This window comes from Nocardia sp. NPDC051833, assembly GCF_040681225.1.
Classification (GTDB): Bacteria; Actinomycetota; Actinomycetes; order Mycobacteriales; family Mycobacteriaceae; genus Nocardia.
The window spans coordinates 1,621,724-1,639,700 of record NZ_JBFAYK010000001.1; the positions used below are offsets into that span (position 1 = coordinate 1,621,724).

General features: G+C 71.2%; 15 protein-coding genes. 7 read left to right on the forward strand and 8 right to left on the reverse strand.

The features are described 5' to 3' along the window. Positions 1 to 146 precede the first annotated feature (146 nt). Entirely contained in the window at positions 147 to 1,205 is a 1,059-nt protein-coding gene (locus AB0L91_RS07290) for a TfoX/Sxy family DNA transformation protein (protein WP_365007946.1), read from the forward strand. 126 nt (positions 1,206 to 1,331) lie between these two features. Continuing rightward, positions 1,332 to 1,982, forward strand: coding sequence for a hypothetical protein (locus AB0L91_RS07295; protein ID WP_355273281.1), 651 nt, complete (start codon positions 1,332 to 1,334; stop codon positions 1,980 to 1,982). Positions 1,983 to 2,042: 60 nt separating this feature from the next. Here AB0L91_RS07295 and AB0L91_RS07300 read toward each other — a convergent pair whose 3' ends face one another. From AB0L91_RS07300 to AB0L91_RS07335, 8 genes are all read right to left on the reverse strand, one after another. Then, positions 2,043 to 2,993, reverse strand: a complete 951-nt coding sequence (locus AB0L91_RS07300) for a Ppx/GppA phosphatase family protein (protein WP_365007948.1) — start codon at positions 2,991 to 2,993, stop codon at positions 2,043 to 2,045. Between the two features lie 67 nt (positions 2,994 to 3,060). Further along, a complete protein-coding gene (locus AB0L91_RS07305) occupies positions 3,061 to 3,582 on the reverse strand; it encodes a DUF501 domain-containing protein (RefSeq protein ID WP_355273287.1) in 522 nt (173 codons plus the stop codon). Next, complete coding sequence (locus AB0L91_RS07310) at positions 3,579 to 4,172, reverse strand: septum formation initiator family protein (protein ID WP_355273290.1); 594 nt, start codon at positions 4,170 to 4,172, stop codon at positions 3,579 to 3,581. The genes AB0L91_RS07305 and AB0L91_RS07310 overlap by 4 nt, the downstream gene beginning before the upstream one ends. Positions 4,173 to 4,221: 49 nt before the next feature. Continuing rightward, positions 4,222 to 5,508: a phosphopyruvate hydratase gene (gene eno, locus AB0L91_RS07315; RefSeq protein WP_355273293.1), complete on the reverse strand. Its 1,287-nt coding sequence runs from the start codon at positions 5,506 to 5,508 to the stop codon at positions 4,222 to 4,224. A 114-nt stretch (positions 5,509 to 5,622) separates the two neighbouring features. Beyond that, positions 5,623 to 6,348 carry a lytic murein transglycosylase gene (locus tag AB0L91_RS07320; RefSeq protein WP_365011210.1) on the reverse strand — a complete coding sequence of 242 codons (726 nt, stop codon included), beginning with the start codon at positions 6,346 to 6,348 and terminating at the stop codon, positions 5,623 to 5,625. Positions 6,349 to 6,445: 97 nt separating this feature from the next. Further along, positions 6,446 to 9,190 carry an ATP-binding cassette domain-containing protein gene (locus AB0L91_RS07325; protein ID WP_365007951.1) on the reverse strand — a complete coding sequence of 915 codons (2,745 nt, stop codon included), beginning with the start codon at positions 9,188 to 9,190 and terminating at the stop codon, positions 6,446 to 6,448. Beyond that, complete coding sequence (locus AB0L91_RS07330; protein ID WP_365007953.1) at positions 9,187 to 10,125, reverse strand: ABC transporter permease; 939 nt, start codon at positions 10,123 to 10,125, stop codon at positions 9,187 to 9,189. The genes AB0L91_RS07325 and AB0L91_RS07330 overlap by 4 nt, the downstream gene beginning before the upstream one ends. Beyond that, on the reverse strand, positions 10,122 to 11,633 hold the full coding sequence (locus AB0L91_RS07335) for an ABC transporter substrate-binding protein (RefSeq protein ID WP_365007958.1): 1,512 nt from the start codon (positions 11,631 to 11,633) through the stop codon (positions 10,122 to 10,124). Before AB0L91_RS07335 ends, AB0L91_RS07330 begins: the two co-directional genes overlap by 4 nt. Before the next feature lie 328 nt (positions 11,634 to 11,961). Between AB0L91_RS07335 and AB0L91_RS07340 the strand changes: the two genes are divergently transcribed. Genes AB0L91_RS07340 through AB0L91_RS07360 form a run of 5 tightly spaced genes read left to right on the forward strand, consistent with a single transcriptional unit; the run spans position 11,962 to position 17,968 of the window. Beyond that, positions 11,962 to 13,053, forward strand: a complete 1,092-nt coding sequence (locus tag AB0L91_RS07340) for a TauD/TfdA family dioxygenase (RefSeq protein ID WP_365007961.1) — start codon at positions 11,962 to 11,964, stop codon at positions 13,051 to 13,053. Then, positions 13,025 to 14,035 carry an ornithine cyclodeaminase family protein gene (locus AB0L91_RS07345; RefSeq protein WP_355273306.1) on the forward strand — a complete coding sequence of 337 codons (1,011 nt, stop codon included), beginning with the start codon at positions 13,025 to 13,027 and terminating at the stop codon, positions 14,033 to 14,035. The genes AB0L91_RS07340 and AB0L91_RS07345 overlap by 29 nt, the downstream gene beginning before the upstream one ends. After that, complete coding sequence (locus AB0L91_RS07350; RefSeq protein WP_365007964.1) at positions 14,026 to 15,468, forward strand: Y4yA family PLP-dependent enzyme; 1,443 nt, start codon at positions 14,026 to 14,028, stop codon at positions 15,466 to 15,468. Before AB0L91_RS07345 ends, AB0L91_RS07350 begins: the two co-directional genes overlap by 10 nt. A 36-nt stretch (positions 15,469 to 15,504) precedes the next feature. Then, entirely contained in the window at positions 15,505 to 16,539 is a 1,035-nt protein-coding gene (locus AB0L91_RS07355; protein WP_355273312.1) for a cysteine synthase family protein, read from the forward strand. 37 nt (positions 16,540 to 16,576) lie between these two features. Continuing rightward, a complete protein-coding gene (locus tag AB0L91_RS07360) occupies positions 16,577 to 17,968 on the forward strand; it encodes an MATE family efflux transporter (RefSeq protein ID WP_357342892.1) in 1,392 nt (463 codons plus the stop codon). Positions 17,969 to 17,977: the final 9 nt, after the last annotated feature.

Genomic DNA, 17,977 nt, shown 5'->3' on the forward strand with positions numbered 1-17,977 from the left:
CGCGATCAGCCACGCGGAAAAGCCGTTGCTCGCGCGCGGGGCGATGTGGCCTCCTTGGGGGGATGAAAAGACAACGGCCGGGGAATGCCCGGGATATCTCGGACGGGTTGAAACTGCACCGGCATTCGGTGCGGGGAGTGCGTGGTGTGCGGACGGTGATCGTGCCGCGGCCGGGGATGCGCGCCCGGTTCAGCACGAATCGGTTCCACGAGACGTGGCATGTGCTGTCGGATGACCACGGGGCGAAGCTGCTGTCCAGGCTGCTGTGGGGGCTGTCGTATCAGTCGCGGCCGGGGACCGTGATCCTCCTCGACCGGGAGTTCCTGGTGCCGACGCCATTCGACGCCGACCCCGCCGACCCCATCGTGCTGGTGCCGGGCTGGCACACCCGATTCGACGATCAGGCCGCGGCGGCACTGAAGCGGCAGACGCGGGAAGGCGGGTCGGCGGGGACCGTCCGCTGGCAGACGTTCGGCCTGGACCGGACGCTGGAGCCACGCGCCGCGAACGCGTGGTCGGCCGGGCACCGCCATCGCCGGGTCGGCGGGGACATCACCCGTCGCCGCGGGATGCTGGTGCTCACCCCACGCACCCCCGACGACTGCCGGGTCTGGGCGCTCGACGCCGCGCGACTCGATTCCGCCGGATTCGGCACCGACCACGTGTATCTGGACGAATGGCGGCACGGTCACGACGGCGAGATCCAGATCTTCCGGGCCTTTCGCCCGATGGTCGGCGTCGCCCGGCAGGCGCGTGCCCGCGTTCTCGCCCGCGCCGACCGGCCGGATTCCCCGGACGCCTTGCGCGCCGAGGTCTGGAGCGAAGCCGAAAACGTCCGGGGTGACGCCCATTTGCGTATTCGCGAATATCGCGGGCGCGGCGCCGAACTCGGGCACGCGGCCGCGGCGATGCTCGCGCACGCGGACGTGCGTTCGCTCGACGAACTCGCCGAACTCGGCGCGGTGGAAACCTATCGGCGACTGCGCGCGGCGCGAGTGCGCGGTCTGACCCTGGAAATGCTCTGGGCGATGGAGGGCGCGCTCACTTTTCGCGACCGGCGGTTCATCGGGCCGGACCGGCGCCGGGAATTGGTCGCCGCCCTCGGTCCGGCGCCCGTCCCCGCGCGGATATCGCGGCCGCGTTTCCGCGCGCCGGTCCGGCCGGGACCGCGCAACGCACTCCGCGCCACGCCCGGGCGGGAATAGCGGGCGCGGGAATTCCATCCAAGACGCCGGGGCAATCCGAATCATCTGTGTTCATCGACCACGATATTTCGGATTCACCCGGGGGCCGATTTCTTCGGGCGAATTCGGAGAGGGAGTTTCTCCGATATGTTCCAGAACTCGAGTTCCGGCCTCGGCCGGCGGCTGCTCGCCGCCGCCCTGCCGGTCGCCGTGGCCGTCACCTGCGCCGGGGTGGCCTCGGCCGATGTCGATGCCGATCAGCAGGCCCGGTTCGTCCAGGGGCTGGCCTCACACGGCCAGGCCGAGGGCATCGCCTACCGCACCGACGTCACGCCGGATCTGCGGACCGTGTCGGCGACCGTCGACGACGGACGATTCGTCCTCGGCCAGGACGGCATGCTGACGGTCGAATCGGCGACCGGCAGCCCGATCGCGCAGGTGCCAACCACCTTCGGCACCGTCGGCGGCAACACCATCACCGTGGCCACCGAGATCTCCGCCGACGGGCGCACGCTGCGGGCGACCCCGCAGGTCTCGCAGGCCGCGGCCACCGAACTGAAGACCATCGCCACCAACCCGACCGCGCAGAATTCCGATCCGGTGCACAATGCCGCCGCGATCGGCGCGGGCGTCGGCCTGATCGCCGCCGCGGTGGTGTGCGTGCCGATGATCACGACCATGATCCTGTACCTGCCGTGCGTCGGGCTGGTCGGCCTGCCCAACGCCCTGGTCGGCGCACTCATCGGTGCGGCCGTCGGTGCCGTGGCGCCCGAGGTCATTCCGCAGGTTCTGCCCTGATCCGACCACCCACGTCGCCGCGCATCGGAAGCCTTCCGATGCGCGGCGATGTCGTGTCGATCAGGCGATGACGGACATCGCGATGCCGTCGAGGATGTCGTGCTCGCTGACGATCAGCTCGGAAACGCCAGCGCGCCTGGCCAATTCGTCGGCCAGCACCTCGGTGATGACGGCGCCGCCGCCGATGACGTCGACCCGGCCCGGGTGCATCGGGCCCAGCGCCGCGCGCTCGTCGTGGTTCATGGCGATCAGACGGTCGCACACCTGGCGGACCTCGGCCAGGCTCAGCCGGGTCAGGTGGACCCGGGTCGAGTCGTATTCGGGCAGGTCCAGCGCGACGGCGGTGATGGTGGTCATGGTGCCCGCGACACCGACCCAGGTGTGCACCCGGTCCACCGGAACCTTCGCGAACGCCTCGTCGAGCTTGGTCTGCGCGAATTCCCGCGCCGCCTCGACCTGTTCGGGCGTCGGCGGGTTGCCGGGCAGACAGCGTTCGGTGACCCGCACGCAGCCGATGTCGGCGGAGTAGGCCGCCTGCACGCCGTCGCCGTCGCCGACGACCAGTTCGGTGGAACCACCACCCAGGTCGACCACCACGAACGGCCCGGCGTCGGCGGACAGTTCGCCGACCGCGCCCGCGAAGGACAGCCGCGCCTCCTCGTCGCCGGTGATCACCTCGGCGACCGCGCCCGGCACGACCCGGCCCAGTTCGGCGCGGGTCATGTCGAAGAAGTCGTCGCGGTTGGCGGCGTCGCGGGTGGCCGAGGTGGCGACCATGCGGACCCGCGAAACACCCTGGGCGAGCATCACATCGACGTAATCCGCCAGCGCGACGCGGGTGCGCTCGATCGCCTCGGGCGCGAGCCTGCCGGTCGCGTCGACCCCCTGGCCGAGCCGCACGATGCGCATCTCCCGGTGCACATCGGTGAGGCCGCCGTCGGCGCCGACCTCGGAGATCAGCAGACGAATCGAGTTGGTACCGCAGTCCACCGCGGCGATGCGCTCGGTCATGATGTTCCTCCTGGTCGGCCCGATCGCCCGGCGCCGGTGCGAATCCGGCGCCACGCGCTGTCCGCGATTATGCCGATTCTTCGGGCGTGCGTGCGGCGGGCCAGTCGGCGGGGATGGCGGTACCGCGCAGGCCGGCGTCGGCGGCCAGGGCGACGGCCTCGTCGCCGAAGGGGTTCAGGCCGGGGCCCTTGGCCAGCGAGTGCGCGATCAGCACGTGCAGGCACTTCACCCGGTCGGGCATGCCGCCGCCGGTGAAATCGGTGCCGAGCGATTCGATCTCGTCGCGTTCGGCCAGGTAGCTCTCGTGCGCGGCGCGATAGGCCGCGGCCAGCTCGGGATCGGCGGCGAGACGTTCGGTCATCTCGCGCATCACCCCGGCGGATTCCTGCCTGCTCGCCTCTGCGGTCAGCCGGGGATCGGTCAGGTAGTACAGGGTGGGGAACGGGGTGCCGTCGGGCAGCCGCGGCGCGGTCTTCACCACGGCGGGCAGGCCGTCGGGGGTGCGGTAGGCGACGGCGAGGACACCGCGCGGCTCGCGGCCCAGTTGCTGGGCGATGATCTCGAGGTCGCGCTCGTTCGGTGCGGTCACCTTGGTCCTTCCGGGGCCGGTTCGGAGATGCTGCGCCACAGGTCGGTGTACCAGGGGTCGGGCGCCGCTGTTCGGGTGCTCATCGGCGGCGGCGCCGGTGCTTCGATGCCGGGGATCTGCACGATGTAGGGGGTTTCGCCGGGCATCACCAGGCGCAACCGGTCGCGGGCCTCGGAGCGGATGTAGGCCGGGTCCTGCTGCTGGGCCCGGCGATCCCGCAGGGCCGCCAGGTCGGCGTCGAGTTCCGCGCGCTGCTGGGCCAGCGCGGCCGCCTCGGCCCGCTGACTGAAGTAGGTGCGGGTCGGGACAGCCAGGGTGAGCGCCAGGCCGCACAGCACGGCCGCGAGGATCACCGCCTTGCCGGTCGAGAGACCGAGGATGGTGTGCTCGCTGCGTTCGAGCCTGCCGCTGGTCTTGCGCTTGCCCGTGGTCGCGCCGGTGGCGGACTCGGGACGGCGCCGGGTGGTGCGTTTGGCCGCGGCGGGGCGGCCGGGGGCGTCGAGATGACTGGGGCGGGAGCGCGCGGCCCGCGACGTGCGGCGGTCGCCTCGTCCACCCGGACTGGTTCCACGCGCACGTCGCTCGGTCATTCGCTACCGCCCCGTCATCTCACTGCCTGTCTTGCGGTACTGCTGGTGCTCAGAAAACGCCGGTGAACCGCGGGAAGGCCACGTCACCCGCGTAGCGCGCCGAGTCACCGAGGGCGTCCTCGATGCGCAGCAGCTGGTTGTACTTGGCGACCCGCTCGGAACGGGCGGGGGCGCCGGTCTTGATCTGGCCCGAGCCCACCGCGACCGCGAGGTCGGCGATGGTGGTGTCCTCGGTCTCGCCGGAACGGTGCGACATCATGGTCTTGTAGCCGTTGCGGTGCGCCAGCTCGACGGCGTCGAGGGTCTCGGTCAGGGTGCCGATCTGGTTGACCTTCACCAGCAGCGCGTTGGCCGCGCCCTTGGCGATGCCCTCTTCGAGGCGCTCGGGGTTGGTGACGAACAGGTCGTCGCCGACCAGCTGCACCTTGTCGCCGATGGCGTCGGTCAGCGCGACCCAGCCGTCCCAGTCGTCCTCCGACAGCGGGTCCTCGATGGAAACCAGCGGGTACCGGGTGAGCAGGTCGGCGTAGAACTCGCCCATCTCGGCGGCCGTGCGGACCTGGCCCTCGAACTTGTAGCCCTCACCGGCGGTGTAGAACTCGGTGGCGGCCACATCGAGCGCGAGCGCGACATCGGTGCCGAGCTTGTAGCCGGCGCGCTCGATGGCGACGCTGATCAGGTCGAGCGCCTCCACGGTGCCCGCGACGTCGGGGGCGAAGCCACCCTCGTCACCGAGGCCGGTGGACAGGCCCTTCTCCTTGAGCACGGCCTTGAGCGAGTGGTACACCTCGGTGCCCCAGCGCAGCGCCTCGCGGAAGGTGGGGGCGCCGATCGGGGCGACCATGAACTCCTGGACATCGACGCCGGTGTCGGCGTGCGCGCCACCGTTGAGGATGTTCATCATCGGCACGGGCAGCACGTGGGCGTTCGGGCCGCCCAGGTAGCGGAACAGCTCCAGGCCCGAGGACTCGGCCGCACCGCGCGCGACGGCCAGCGAGACGCCGAGCAGGGCGTTCGCGCCGAGGCGGGACTTGTCGGGGGTGCCGTCCAGATCCAGCAGGACCTGGTCGACGGTGCGCTGCTCGACGGCGTCGAGGCCGATGATGGCGGGCGCGATCTCGTCGAGGACACCCTCGACGGCCTTGGTGACACCCTTGCCGTTGTAGCGGTCGCCGCCGTCACGCAGCTCGACGGCCTCGTGCTCACCGGTGGACGCGCCGGACGGGACATCCGCCCTGGTCAGGGTGCCGTCGTCGAGGGCGATCTCGACCTCGACAGTGGGATTGCCGCGCGAATCCAGAATCTCGCGCGCTCCGACCTGTTCGATGATGGCCACGAAAACGACTCCTTACGACTGAAGGCACGGTAGGTCTCACGGGATGGGCCGTGCGGTGCCGAGCCTATCGTCTCGGCGTGACGTGGAGTAACCGGCACTCCGGCCGCTCGGTAACTACACCCGGCGGCCGATGCTGTAGGTGGCGGCGCGGTCGCGCACGACCCGCATGTATTTGTTCGACTGGTTGTAGGCGAACAGGGCGCGCTGCCAGCCGTCGGCCGAGGTCAGGTCGCCGCCGCGGACGCACAGGTACCGCGCGGCGGTGAGCGCCGCGTCGTCGATGTTCTGCGGGTCGACGACCCCGTCACCGTTGGCGTCGACGCCCCAGCGCCGCCAGGTCTCGGGGATGAACTGCAGCGGCCCGACCGCCCGGTCGTAGGTGGTGTCGCCGTCGAGGGTGCCGCCGTCGGTGTCGCGGATGTCGGCATTGCCCTTGGTGCCGTCCAGGGCGACCCCGATGATCGCCGGGCGCACCGTCCCGTCGGCGTCGACGCCGGCGCCGCGATGGGTGCCGTGCCCGCTCTCCACACTGGCGATCCCGGCCAGCGTGGTCCAGGCGATCCCGCATTCGGGCTTGGACCTGGCCAGCACCGCCGCCGCGTACCCGTATGCCTCCAGCGCCACCGGTTCGATCCCGACCGCCCCCGACTGCTCGTCGGCCCACCCGCGCAACTGCTCGGACGCGCGCCCCGGCGCGTCGACATCGATCGCAGGCAGCGCGGCACCAGGACCGGGCGGCATGTCACCGGGGATCGACGCGAGCGAACTACACCCCGCGAGCAGCGCGGTCACCGCCACGGCGGCGAGCACGCCGACTTTCTGCACAGACACCCCATCCATCATCCAGGTCGGTCGCATCCCTGGCACCTCTCACAGCGACTTCTCAGAGTGGGTGCGGTCGCCCGTCCCGTGCGAACCGACCGCGCTGCCCGGGGTGTCAGCCCAGCAATGCGGCAGTGGCCTGGTGCGCCGGATCAGCGAAAACAGCGGCCGGGGAGCCGGATTCGACCACCCGGCCGTGGTCGAGCACGACCAGTTCGGTGCAGTGCGTCGTGACCAGCGCCATATCGTGGCTGATCAGCACGAGAGCGGTGCCGTGTTCGGCCCGGAGGCGGTCGAGCAGAGCCATGATCGCGGCCGCGGTGGTGTGGTCGAGGGCGGTGGTGATCTCGTCGCAGATCAGCACGGCCGGGTCGGCGGCGAGGGCGCGGGCCAAAGCGACGCGCTGGCGCTGGCCGCCGGAGAGTTCGTGCGGATGTCGCGCGGCCAGGTCGGTGGGGAGTTCGACCGCGGTGAGCAGGGATTCGACCCGGGCGCGCAGTTCCGTTCGCGGCACCCGGGCGATGCGGCGCAGTGGGCGTGCGAGGGTCTGTTCGACGGTGCGGCGCGGATTCAGCGCGGCGAGCGGGTTCTGGGTGACCAGGTGAATCCCCTTGGGCCCCGCCTCGATCCGACGTCGACGGTCGACGGCGATGTGCGCACCGGCCAATTCGAGCGAACCCGCGCCGACGTGCAGGCCCGCGAGCACCCGGGCGAGCGTCGTCTTGCCCGCTCCCGACGGGCCGACCACTGCCAGCGCCTCGCCCGCGCGCACGGTGAAGTCGATGTCGGCGAGGATCTCGTGCCCGTCGGCGACCGCGCCGATCCCCTCGACGCGCAGGGTCGGTGGCTCGGACGCTTCGGCCGGGAGTGCCGTCGTTCGTTCGGCGCCACCGCTCCCCAGGCCCTGGTCGTCATCCGGTTGCCCGGTCGCCTCCGTCTGGTGCCCTGCCGCGCGCTTGGCCGGCGCTGGTCCCTTGTCCCGCACCACCTGCACACCGCCGGACCTCGCCGCTCCCGCGGGTACCGGCTCCCGTTCTGCCGCGCCCCCTGCATCGACCGCGTCTTCCTCGAGTAGGTCCGGCGTCGATTCGCCATTCGCGCGCGCGACAACGGTCACCGGTGCGGGCGCGCACCCAGCTGAACGACCCACCTGATCGGACGGCTGGTCGTGGCGATCGACCTGATCGGACGGCTGGTCCTGGCGATCGAACGGTGTGCCGGTGTCGCCCGCCGGTGCCCGACCTGGCAGATATACCTCGATCACGGCATCCGCGATGGCGTGCACAGTGGCGGTGTCGTGGCCGGAGAGCAGGACGGCGGTGGATTCGCGGGCGGCAAGATCAGCTACGAGGCGGGCGATGTCGGTGCGCAGCGCGCCGTGCAGGCCGGCGAGCGGCTCGTCGAGGATGAGGACCTGGGGCTTTCGGAGTAGAGCGCGGGCGAGCGCGACGCGGCGCTGCTGGCCGCCGGACAGGCGGGCGCAGCGGCGGCGCAGGTAGGAGGCGTCGAGGCCGACGCGTTCGAGGACGGCGTGGCGCTCGGCGTCGGTGGCCGTTGGCGCGGCCTCGGCGAGGAGGGCGCGCACGCGCAGGAGCGGGTTGAGTTCGGAGCCGGGATCCTGGCCGACGTAGGCGACCCGGGACCGCCGAAACCTCCGCAGCGCACCGGAATCCAACGCGAACACATCGTGCCCGGCGACCAGCACAGCCCCTTCCTGCCTGGTACCGGCGGGAAGATGACCGAGCAGCGCACGCATCGCGGTCGACTTGCCCGCACCCGACGGCCCGGTCAGCGCGGTCACGGTCCCGGCCTTCAATCGGAAGGACAACGGCGCCACCAACAACGCGCCGCTGTCGGCGACCACCGTCAGTCCTTCGACTACCGCGGCGTCCCCGGCATCGACCACCGAGATCCCGCAGTCCTCGCGCCGCCGGCCCGTCGGCCGATCCCGACCCCCGGCCGGGGTACGACTCACCACAGTGCCGGTCGGCGGATCCGCGGGCCTGGCGACACCGGTCGCCGTGTCGGCGAGCTGCGGGGCAGTGACGGATTCAGCGGCCTGGCGATCGGGTTTTCTAGCCACCCCACCGGTGACGACGAGGTTGACGCCGACCGCGACGACCGCGATGGCCGCACTGGGCGCGAGCACCGCCCAGGGGTTCAGCAACAGACCGGAGGCGTTGTCGCGCACCATGTTCGCCCAGTTGTCGTCGTCGAGGGCGGGGAGACCGAGGAAGGAGACGGTACTGACGAGATAGATCGCGACGACGAAACGCAGGCCCAGCTGGGTGGTGAAGACCGCGCGCAGGTTCGGCAGGATCTCGCGGAAGACCAGGTGCGGCAGGGATTCGCCACCGGCGATCGCGGCCTCGACATAGCCGGTGGCCGCGATGGTGGCCGCCGAGGCGGCGAAGATCCGGGCGCAATAGGGAACGGCGAAGAGCAGCGAGACCACGATCAGCGCGCCGACGCCGCCCTGCGGCCAGGCGGTGAGGACGAGCAGGATGCCGAGCACGGCGGGTAGCAGGATCAGCAGATCACTGCCCAGCTCGATCACCGCACCCGCACGCGGGCGGACCGCCGCGATCGCACCGAGCACCGCCGACGACACCGTGACCACCACCGCGATCACCGCCGAGACCACCAGCAGCTGAGTGCCGCCGGTCAACAGATGGCTCAGCACATCCCGCCCGAGCCGATCGGTCCCGAGCACCGCTCCCCCACCCGGCGTGGCGAACGGCATCCCCACCGCTCGCTCCGCCGGGTAGGGCGCGAGCAGTGGCCCCACCACCGCGACGAGCACCACCAGCCCCACCCCGGCCGCCGCCGACCACCGCCACCACCGGGCCGCGCGGATCATCGCGTACCGCCCGACGCCCAGGTGCGGACGAAGTCGGCGACCGCGAGCAGCACCATGATGACGATGGCCGTCAACGCGACGACCGCGGCGACCGTGGCGGTGTCGCGATCGGCGACCGAACCCGCCAGGACCGCGCCGACGCCGGGGTAGTTGAACAGTGTTTCCACGACCAATGCGCCGCCGAAGAGCATGCCGACGGAGGTGGCGTAGCCGGCGACGATGGCGGGGGCCGCGAAGGGCAGCATGTGCCGCACCAGCACGGTGCGGGACGGAAGCCCTTCCAGCACAGCGTTCTCCACGTGCGGCGCGGTGGCGACGTCGTCGAGGGCGGAGCGCACGACGCGCGCGTTCCAGCCGATCTGCGGTATCGCCAACGCCAGCACCGGCAGGATCAGCATCTCCGGTCCGGCCGGGAACCCCGAGCGATCGGTGATGGTGACGGCGGGCAGCCAGCCGGTGGCCAGTGAGAACACCAGGATCAGCAGGGTGCCGCAGACGAATTCGGGCACCGCGACCGCGACCGTGCTGGCCGGTTGCAGCAGACGCGCGCCGAAGGCCCGCGGCCGCATCGCCCACCAGCAGCCCAGCGCCAGCGACACCGTGACGGTGAGCGCCAGCGCGATACCGCCGAGCACCAGGGTCTGCGGGAACTTGTCCGCCAGCAGGTCCCCGACCGAGTTGCCGCGCGCGGTCTGCCCGAAGTCCCCGGTCAGCACGCCGGAGAGCCAGTGCCAGAACTGCACCGGGAGCGCGCGATCCAGGCCGAGTTCGTGTTCCTTCGCGGCCAGTTCGCCCTGCCCGGCGTCGCGGCCGAGCGCCGAGGAGGCCGCACTGCCGGGCAGCAGGTCCACCGCGACGAACACGATGGCCAGCAGGGCCACGAGCAGCGCGATCCGCCGGAGCAGCGGCAGGGCGAAGGTCCGCACGGTGCTCACGCCAGCCAGGCGCGTTCCAGCTGCACGCGGGCGAAGCCGCCGAGCGTCGGCAGACCACGCACCGGCGCGGCGGCGATGTCGACGCCGTCGGCCATGCCCCACACCAGATAGCCGCCGCGCTCGAACTCGATGCGCTGGATATCGCGGCAGGACTTCGTGTAGTCGTCACCGGAGGACGCCAGCGCCTTGGCCGTCGCGGCATCGAATTCCGGGTCGCGGAAGGCGGTTTCGTTGCGGTTGGTCGCCGAGGTCATCAGCTTCTCGGCGAAGAACAGCACCGAGTCGTTGGTGCCCCACGACACCGTGTAGAGCGGGGCGGTGAGCCAGGTCGTGTCGTAGAAGGCGGCCGGTTCGACCACCTGCACGTCGAGCCGGACACCGATGTCGGCGAGCTGAGCGGCGATCACCTTCGCCGACTCGACCTCGCCCGGCACCTCGGCCTTGGTGACGAAGGGGTAGCTGCGCCCGGTGTCGAAATTCGCCTCCCGCAGCAGGGTCTTGGCCCGCTCGACGTCACGATCGCGCCGCGCGAGCGCGGTGTCGTAGAGCGGGTCGGCGGTGCCCAGGATGTCGGCGGCGACGGTGCCGTAGCCGGAGTGCACCTGGTTGACCAGCGCGGTCCGGTCGACGCCGAGGCGCAGCGCGGTGCGCACCCGCGCGTCGGCGAACGGCCCGTCGGCCGCGCGCATGGCCACGCCGAGCATGGTGTCGTTCGCGCGCCGGACCACCTGCAGGTCACCGCGGCTCGCGGCGGTGCGGCCCGCGATCGCGCCGACATTGGAGGCGAGGTCGATCTGCCCGGCCAGCGCGGCGTTGCCGAGCGCGGTGACGCTGTCGAACATGGTCACCTCGATCGCGTCGAGCAGCGGCGGGGTGCCGTGCCACTGCTCGTTGCGGACCAGCCGGGCATTGCCGCCCTGGTAGGACTCGAGCCGGAACGGGCCGGTGCCGATGGCGGCCGCGAAGTCGGTGGTGCCCTGCGGCACGGTGAAGGTCATCAGCCGGAGCAGCAGCGGCAGCTGGGTATTGGGCGCGGCGAGGGTGAACACGACGCGGTTCGGCCCGTCGGCGACGATGTCGTTCTCGGCCACCGGCATCTTCGACGCCCCACCGACCGAGCGCAGCCGCCGCATCGACCACACCACGTCGTCGGCGGTGACCGGCGCGCCGTTGTGGAACTTCGCGCCCTCGGCGATGGTGAACGTCCAGCGGCGGTTGTCGGCGGAGGGTTCCCAGCGCGAGGCAAGGCGGGGCGCGACGGTGGGGTCGGCGCCGGGGACGGTCAGCGCGTCGTAGACGAGCGAGGCGATCAGGAAGTCGCTGTCGTTGCTGAGATTGGCGTGCGGATCGCGTTCGATGCGGGCGGTCGTGCCGAGCGCGCCGACACGCAGTGTGCCGCCAGGCTTGGCGGGGCCGTCGGCCTCGTCGTCGCTCGTGCAGGCCGCCACCACCAGTAGCGCGGTGACGCCGAGCCCGGATTGCAGGAGCTGCCTGCGCGTGAAACCCATGGTGTTCCTCCCTCGAACCGCGTGCGCCGCACCACTTTTCCTGGCGCCGCAAACTAGGCGAGGCTAGCCTAAAACAGTCGCCGGCTGGGGAGCTTCCCGGCGACCGTCACCGAACCGCAGCACGTCATCCGGACCCCGGATGACGCCCGCTTCGACCGTTCCGGTAGAACTCTGCGTTATATGAATAGGCTATTTCTCAGCCAACACGTTAGGTAAGTCTTGCCTAATTAGAGTACAGGCACTACCTTCGCACTTCGAGTCTGAAGATCACCCGCGTTCGACCGATGCGAAGAAGGGATGGCCGGTGAAAAGCGTTCTGTCCGAACGTATGACGCTTCACCTGCACGACATCGAAAATCGCGAGCTACCCCCCGACGCCGCCTCGGCCGTCCGTGCGCTCGCCACCGACATCCGGCACCGATTAGGTGACGAACCCCACACCGAGACCCTGCACGACCCGGTCCTGCTGGCCCAGGTCGACGAGCGGGTCGGCGAACTACCCGCCGCCGTGCGCCACGCCGTGCGACCGCCCGCCACCGCGGCGGGCGCCACCGTCGTGCGCGGCCTGTCCGTCGACGACGCCGAATTCGGCCCGACGCCGCCGCATTGGCAGGCCGCGGCCACGTCCGCCGCCGACCCCCGGCACACCGGCTCGCTCGATCTCGACATCGCGATGCTGTTGCTGGCGCGGTGCGCGGGCGAGCCGTTCGGCTGGGCGGGCCAGCAGAACGGCAGGCTGGTCAACAACATCCTGCCCGCCGTCGGCCACGAGGACGAGCAGTCCGGCGCGAGCAGTTCCACCCTGCTCAGCCCGCACACCGAGGACGCCTTCCACGCCGCGCGCGCCAACCTGCTGATGCTGACCTGCCTGCGCAACCCCGACCGGGTGGCCACCACGGTGTCGTCGGTGCGGCAGGTCCAGCTGACCGAGGCGGACCTGCGGACTCTGACCGTGCCGACGCTGCCGATCCTGCCCGACGTGTCCTACGGCACCGACTTCGATCAGCCCGCCCCCGCGCTGCCGACCGTGTGGTTCGACGAATCCGGCAGTGCCACACTGCGTTACGATCCCGCCTATACCCCGCTCGACGACGCCGACCCGGCGTTCCGGGCGGCCTATGCCCAGCTCACCGCCGAGCTCGCCCGGGTCTGCCACGCGCCCGCGCTCGCTCCCGGGGAGATCCTGCTGGTGGACAACGACGTCGCCGTGCACGGGCGGGTGCCCTTCCGGGCCCGCTACGACGGCACCGATCGCTGGCTCAAGCGCGTCAACATCCGGTTGCCCGAACGTCGCAGGCGCGCGAACGAGTCGTCCGAGAATGGGTATGGGCAAAGGGTGGTCGCGCCGTTCCGGGCGGCCATCGATCGGACGGCAGAGCGGGGCAGCACAGATGAACGAGGATCCGTTGAACAACCGTGACCGGAGCATCCCGCTGCGGGTGCTCTCGCGCAGCGACCTGGCCGACGTACCGATCACCCCCGCCGAGGTGGTCCGGGCCGTGGAGGAGGCGTATCTCGCCTTCGCGGCGGGCGAATCCGACAACCCGCGCAAGCTGAGCGTCGCCGATCCCGGCGGCTCCTCGGTGTCCTACGCGATGCTCGGCCGCGACGGCAGGCGCCGGGTGGTGGCCATGAAGACCTCCTACAAGTTCGATCCCGGCCACGACCGCAGCACCAAGCGGTACTACACCACCATCACGCTCTACGACGACACCACCGGCGCGCCCATCGCGATGATGGACTGCGCCAGGGTCGGCGCGTTACGCACGCCCGCGGTCTCGGCGCTGCTGGTGCGCGAGACCGTGCGGCGCGGTGCGGAGAGCGCGCTGCTGATCGGCACCGGCACCCAGGGCCGCAACGCGCTGCCGCACTTGCTGGCGGTGAATCCGCAGCTGCGCAAGCTGATGGTGTTCGGCACCCACCCGGAGGGACTGTCGGCCGTGCACGCGCACCTCGCCGACGCGGCGCCGCACGCGCTGCTCGAGGTGGTCGACGATCCGTACGCGGCGGCGGCCAACGCCGACGTGGTGCTGGCGACCGCCGGCCCCGGCACCGAGGTGGCGCTCGAATCCGCCCATCTCGCACCGGGTTCGGTGGCGGTGCTGGTCGGCTACGGGCTCGCGCCGTCGACGCTGGTCGAGGCCGACCGGGTGGTCGCGACCAGCGCCGCGCAGATGGCGCTCACCGGGACCGACATGGTCGGGCCGGACGGCACCCTGCGCAGCGTCGACGCCGAACTGCCGCAGATCCTCACCCGCGGCGCGGCCGCGCGACGCAGCGAGGACGAGAAGATCTTCGTCTACAACAGCGGGCTGGTGCTCACCGATATCGCGGTCGCGCACGCGCTGGCGGCGCGGGCCATCGCCGAGGGACGGGGTGTCGAGGTGCCGTTGTGGGACTGACGGACGACGCGTCCGGTGGCGGCGTCGGTGGTTCGTCCGCCGACGCCGCCGTCCTGCGTCGGGCGGGCCTGCCGCGGCCGGGCGGCACCGCCGTCGATCGCGGCACGCTGCCGTCGGCCGATCGGCCGACGCACTGCGCGCCGCCGATGCCCGCCCGGATCAGCGCGGTGGAACAGCGGCTGATCGATGATCCGCAGCTGCTCGGCGAGATCGCGGAGGTCGTCGGCGGGCCGTTCCATGTGCTGTTTCCCGAGCGGGTCGCGGTGAATATCAACGCCTTTCACGCGGCGTTCCGCCGGGCCGAGGTCGACGGGTTCGTGTACTTCGGGAAGAAGGCGAACAAGGCGGCGTGCGTGGCCCGCGCCTGTGCCGAGAACGGGGCGGGCATCGACGTCGCCAGTACCGGCGAGCTGGTCGCCGCCCTGGCGCAGGGCATCCGCGGCGAGGACCTGATGGTGACCGGACCCGCGAAGTCCGACGAACTGCTGTGGCTGGCGGCGCGGCACCGGGCACTGATCGCGATCGACGCGCTCGACGAGCTCGATCGCCTGCGCACCATGGAGCTGCCCGCCCGCATCCTGCTGCGGGCGCTGCCCGAGGGGTCGGCCAGCCGCTTCGGGCTCGACCCGATCGAGCTGGAACAGGCCGTGCAGGCGGTCGACGGCCCGATCACGCTGTCCGGCTTCAGCTTCCACCTGTCCGGCTATGACGCCACGGCCAGGGCCGAACAGGCTGTCGCGCTGGTCGGGCACTGCCTGCGGGCACGGGCGGACGGGCACCCGGCCGACACGATCTCGATCGGCGGCGGATTCGGGGTGGACTACCTCGACGCCGACGCGTGGGCACGGTTCCAGGACACCCTGAGCGAGAGCTGGTTCCACGCCGACCCGCCCACCGGCGGCTACTACCCGTATCACTTCCCGGTGCCCGGCGCGGACATGCTCGCCGCCGTCCTCGCCCACCACGACCTGGCAGGTCTGCTGCGCGACAACGACATCCGGCTCGCGGTCGAACCCGGACGCGCCCTGCTGGACCGGGCGGGCAGTTCGGTCTTCCGGGTGCAGGGCGTGAAGACCCGGACCGCGCACGGCGCTCCGTACGACATCCTCACCGTCGACGGCACCAGCCTGAGCCTGTCCGAGCAGTGGTTCGCCAGCGAATACCTGCCCGATCCCGTGCTGTGGCCCGCGCATCCCGGCGACCGCACCCCCACCTGTGTCGGCGCCACCACCTGTCTGGAGTCCGACCTGCTGAGCAGGCGGCGCATCCCGCTGCCCCGCCGCGCCCGCGTCGGCGATCTGCTCGTCTACCCGAACACCGCCGGGTACCAGATGGACTCCAACGAGTCCCCGTTCCACGAACTCCCGCTCCCGCCGAAGGTCGTGCTGCGCGCTCGCGGCGACCGGCTGCGCTGGAGTATGGACACCCGCTGATCCACCCGAGCTCCCAATCCGATGGAGGAACACCCCATGGCTCTCGTCACGCGCGTGACGGATCTGATCGGCCGCACCCCGCTGTTCGAACTCGCCGTCACCGACGCCGGAACCCGGCTGCTGCTCAAGCTCGAACAGTTCAACCCGACCGGCGCCGCCAAGATCAGAATGGCCCGCTCGATGGTGCTCGACGCGGAGCGGCGAGGTTTGCTGCGCGATGGCGGGCATATCATCGAGTCGACGTCCGGCAACACCGGACTCGGCTTGGCGGTGGTCGCGGCCGAACGTGGCTATCGATTCACCGCTGTGGTCGACAACCACGCCTGTAAGGACAAACTGCGCGCGATGCGGGCCATGGGCACCGACCTGGTGTTCGTCGCCGACGACGGTGACGACGAGCTGGCCACCTCGGCACGAGAGGATCTCGCCGAGGCGATGGCGGCCGCCCGCGACGACGCCTACTTCACCGAACAGCACAACAACGACGCCAACGCCGTCGGCTACTACGCGGTGGCCGAGGAGTTGCTGGCCGACGTCGAGCGGGTCGACATCCTGCTGTCCGCGGTCGGCACCGGCGGCTCGCTGTTCGGCACCGCCACCCGGTTGCGTGAACTCGGCGCGCCCGCCCGGGTGATCGGGGTGGAACCGGTCGGCTCCATCGCCTTCGGCGGCGAGGGCGGGCCGTACTGGCAGTCGGGCACGGGCACCCCGCCCGGCGCGACCATCGGCACGGCCGTTGACTACTCCCTGCTCGACGAGGGGGTGAAGGTCAGCGATACCGACGCCTTCGCCACCGCGCGCGCCGTCGCCAGGACACACGGTCTGCTGATCGGTGGTTCCGCGGGCGGTTCGGTGCACAATGCCTTGGCGCGGCTCGAGGAGTTCCCGGCCGGGTCGACCGTGGTGACCATCGTGTGTGACGGTGGCGAGAAGTATCTCGATACCGTATTCGACGACGACTGGATGGCCGCGCGCGATCTGCTCGACCCCGCCGCCGAGTGCGAGGTCACCACCCTGCTGCGCCGCTACTCGCCGCTGCGGCGACACGACGAACTGATGGAGGTCAGGTGAGCGCGAAGGCGCGCGGGACGAATCGCGGAGTGGGTGGGTGAGCGCGCGGCCCACCGACAGCAGCGCGCTGGCCCGGCTGGCGACGCCGATCGCGCTCACCCAGCTGGCGCAGATCGCGGTCTCGACCACCAACCTGGCCCTGATGGGCACGCTCGGCGTGCGCGAGGTCGCCGCCGGTGGACTGGCCCTGGTGCTGTTCAACCAGATCCGCACCATGTGCGTCGGGTTGATCACCGGGACCGGTAACCAGATCGCCGGGGCGATCGGCGCGGCGGGCAAGCGCGGCGACTCCGCCGACGACGAGATCCGCGGGGTGGTGCGCGCAGCGTTCGTCATCGCCACCATCGCGGGCCTGCTCGGCGGGGCCCTGCTGATCGGGCTCGGGTGGATCCTGCCCTGGCTCGGGCAGGACGAGGGCGTGCTCGCGCTCGCCCGGCCGATGATGATCGCGCTGGCACCCGGGCTGCTGCCCTGCCTGTGGTTCCAGGTGTTGCGGCAGTACACCGTCGGCATGCAGCGCCCGCAGGCGCTGCTGTTGGTGACGCTCGGCTCGGTCGCGCTGAACCTGGTGCTCGCGCTGACCTTCATCCACGGCTGGGCGGGTATCCCCGCGTCCGGCCTGACCGGCGTCGGCATCGCGACCTCGCTGGTCTTCCTGATCACCTTCGGGGTGTTCTGGGCGATGGTCGCCCGCGACGAACGGCTCGGACCGACGCTGCCGCGCACCCCGTGGCCGGTGCGCTGGTCGATCGTGCGCGAGGAACTGCGCCTGGGCACCCCGATCGCGCTGACCTACGGGTCGGAGGCGGGCATGTTCTCCGTGCTGGCGCTGGTCATGGGCAGTTTCGGGCCAGCGGCGCTGGCCGCGCACAATGTCGTCTACCAGATCATCTACATCGTGTTCCAGGTCGCGATCGGCATCTCGCACGGCGCGTCGATCCTGGTCAGCCATGCCGTGGCGCGCGACGAGTACAGCCACGCCAGGGCACTGGCCTGGCTGGCGCTGCGGCACGCGGGCATCGTCGCCGCGGTCACCGGCGCGGTCTACGTGGTCGCCCCGAACCTGGTGCTGGCCCCGTTCCTCGACTCCGGCGACACCGACACCATCGCGATCGCCCACACCCTGCTGCTCATCGGCATCGTCCTGCAATTCTTCGACGCCGCCCAGAACATCGGCACCGGCCTGCTCCGCGGTCTGAAGGAAACCTCAGCAGGCTTCCGCCTGTCCGTGATCGGCTACTGGGGCGTCGGCCTCCCCACCGCCCTCCTGTTCGCCTTCCCGCTGCATTTGGGCGCGGCAGGGGTCTGGTGGGGCCTCACAGCGGGCCTGGCCACCACCGCGGTGCTGATGCTGCGCAAGTACCTGTCGCTGCTCGACCGGGCGGTTGCCGAACAGCCAAGGCGCGTTCCGGCGACGCAATCGTCCTGACCGAGACTC

Coding starts and splice junctions, on each gene's coding strand:
- AB0L91_RS07295 (WP_355273281.1), top strand. CDS start 1,332: ATGTTCCAGAACTCGAGTTCCGGCCTCGGCCGGCGGCTGCTCGCCGCC.
- AB0L91_RS07300 (WP_365007948.1), bottom strand. CDS start 2,993: ATGACCGAGCGCATCGCCGCGGTGGACTGCGGTACCAACTCGATTCGT.
- AB0L91_RS07310 (WP_355273290.1), bottom strand. CDS start 4,172: ATGACCGAGCGACGTGCGCGTGGAACCAGTCCGGGTGGACGAGGCGAC.
- AB0L91_RS07320 (WP_365011210.1), bottom strand. CDS start 6,348: ATGGATGGGGTGTCTGTGCAGAAAGTCGGCGTGCTCGCCGCCGTGGCG.
- AB0L91_RS07325 (WP_365007951.1), bottom strand. CDS start 9,190: ATGATCCGCGCGGCCCGGTGGTGGCGGTGGTCGGCGGCGGCCGGGGTG.
- AB0L91_RS07335 (WP_365007958.1), bottom strand. CDS start 11,633: ATGGGTTTCACGCGCAGGCAGCTCCTGCAATCCGGGCTCGGCGTCACC.
- AB0L91_RS07340 (WP_365007961.1), top strand. CDS start 11,962: ATGACGCTTCACCTGCACGACATCGAAAATCGCGAGCTACCCCCCGAC.
- AB0L91_RS07345 (WP_355273306.1), top strand. CDS start 13,025: ATGAACGAGGATCCGTTGAACAACCGTGACCGGAGCATCCCGCTGCGG.
- AB0L91_RS07355 (WP_355273312.1), top strand. CDS start 15,505: ATGGCTCTCGTCACGCGCGTGACGGATCTGATCGGCCGCACCCCGCTG.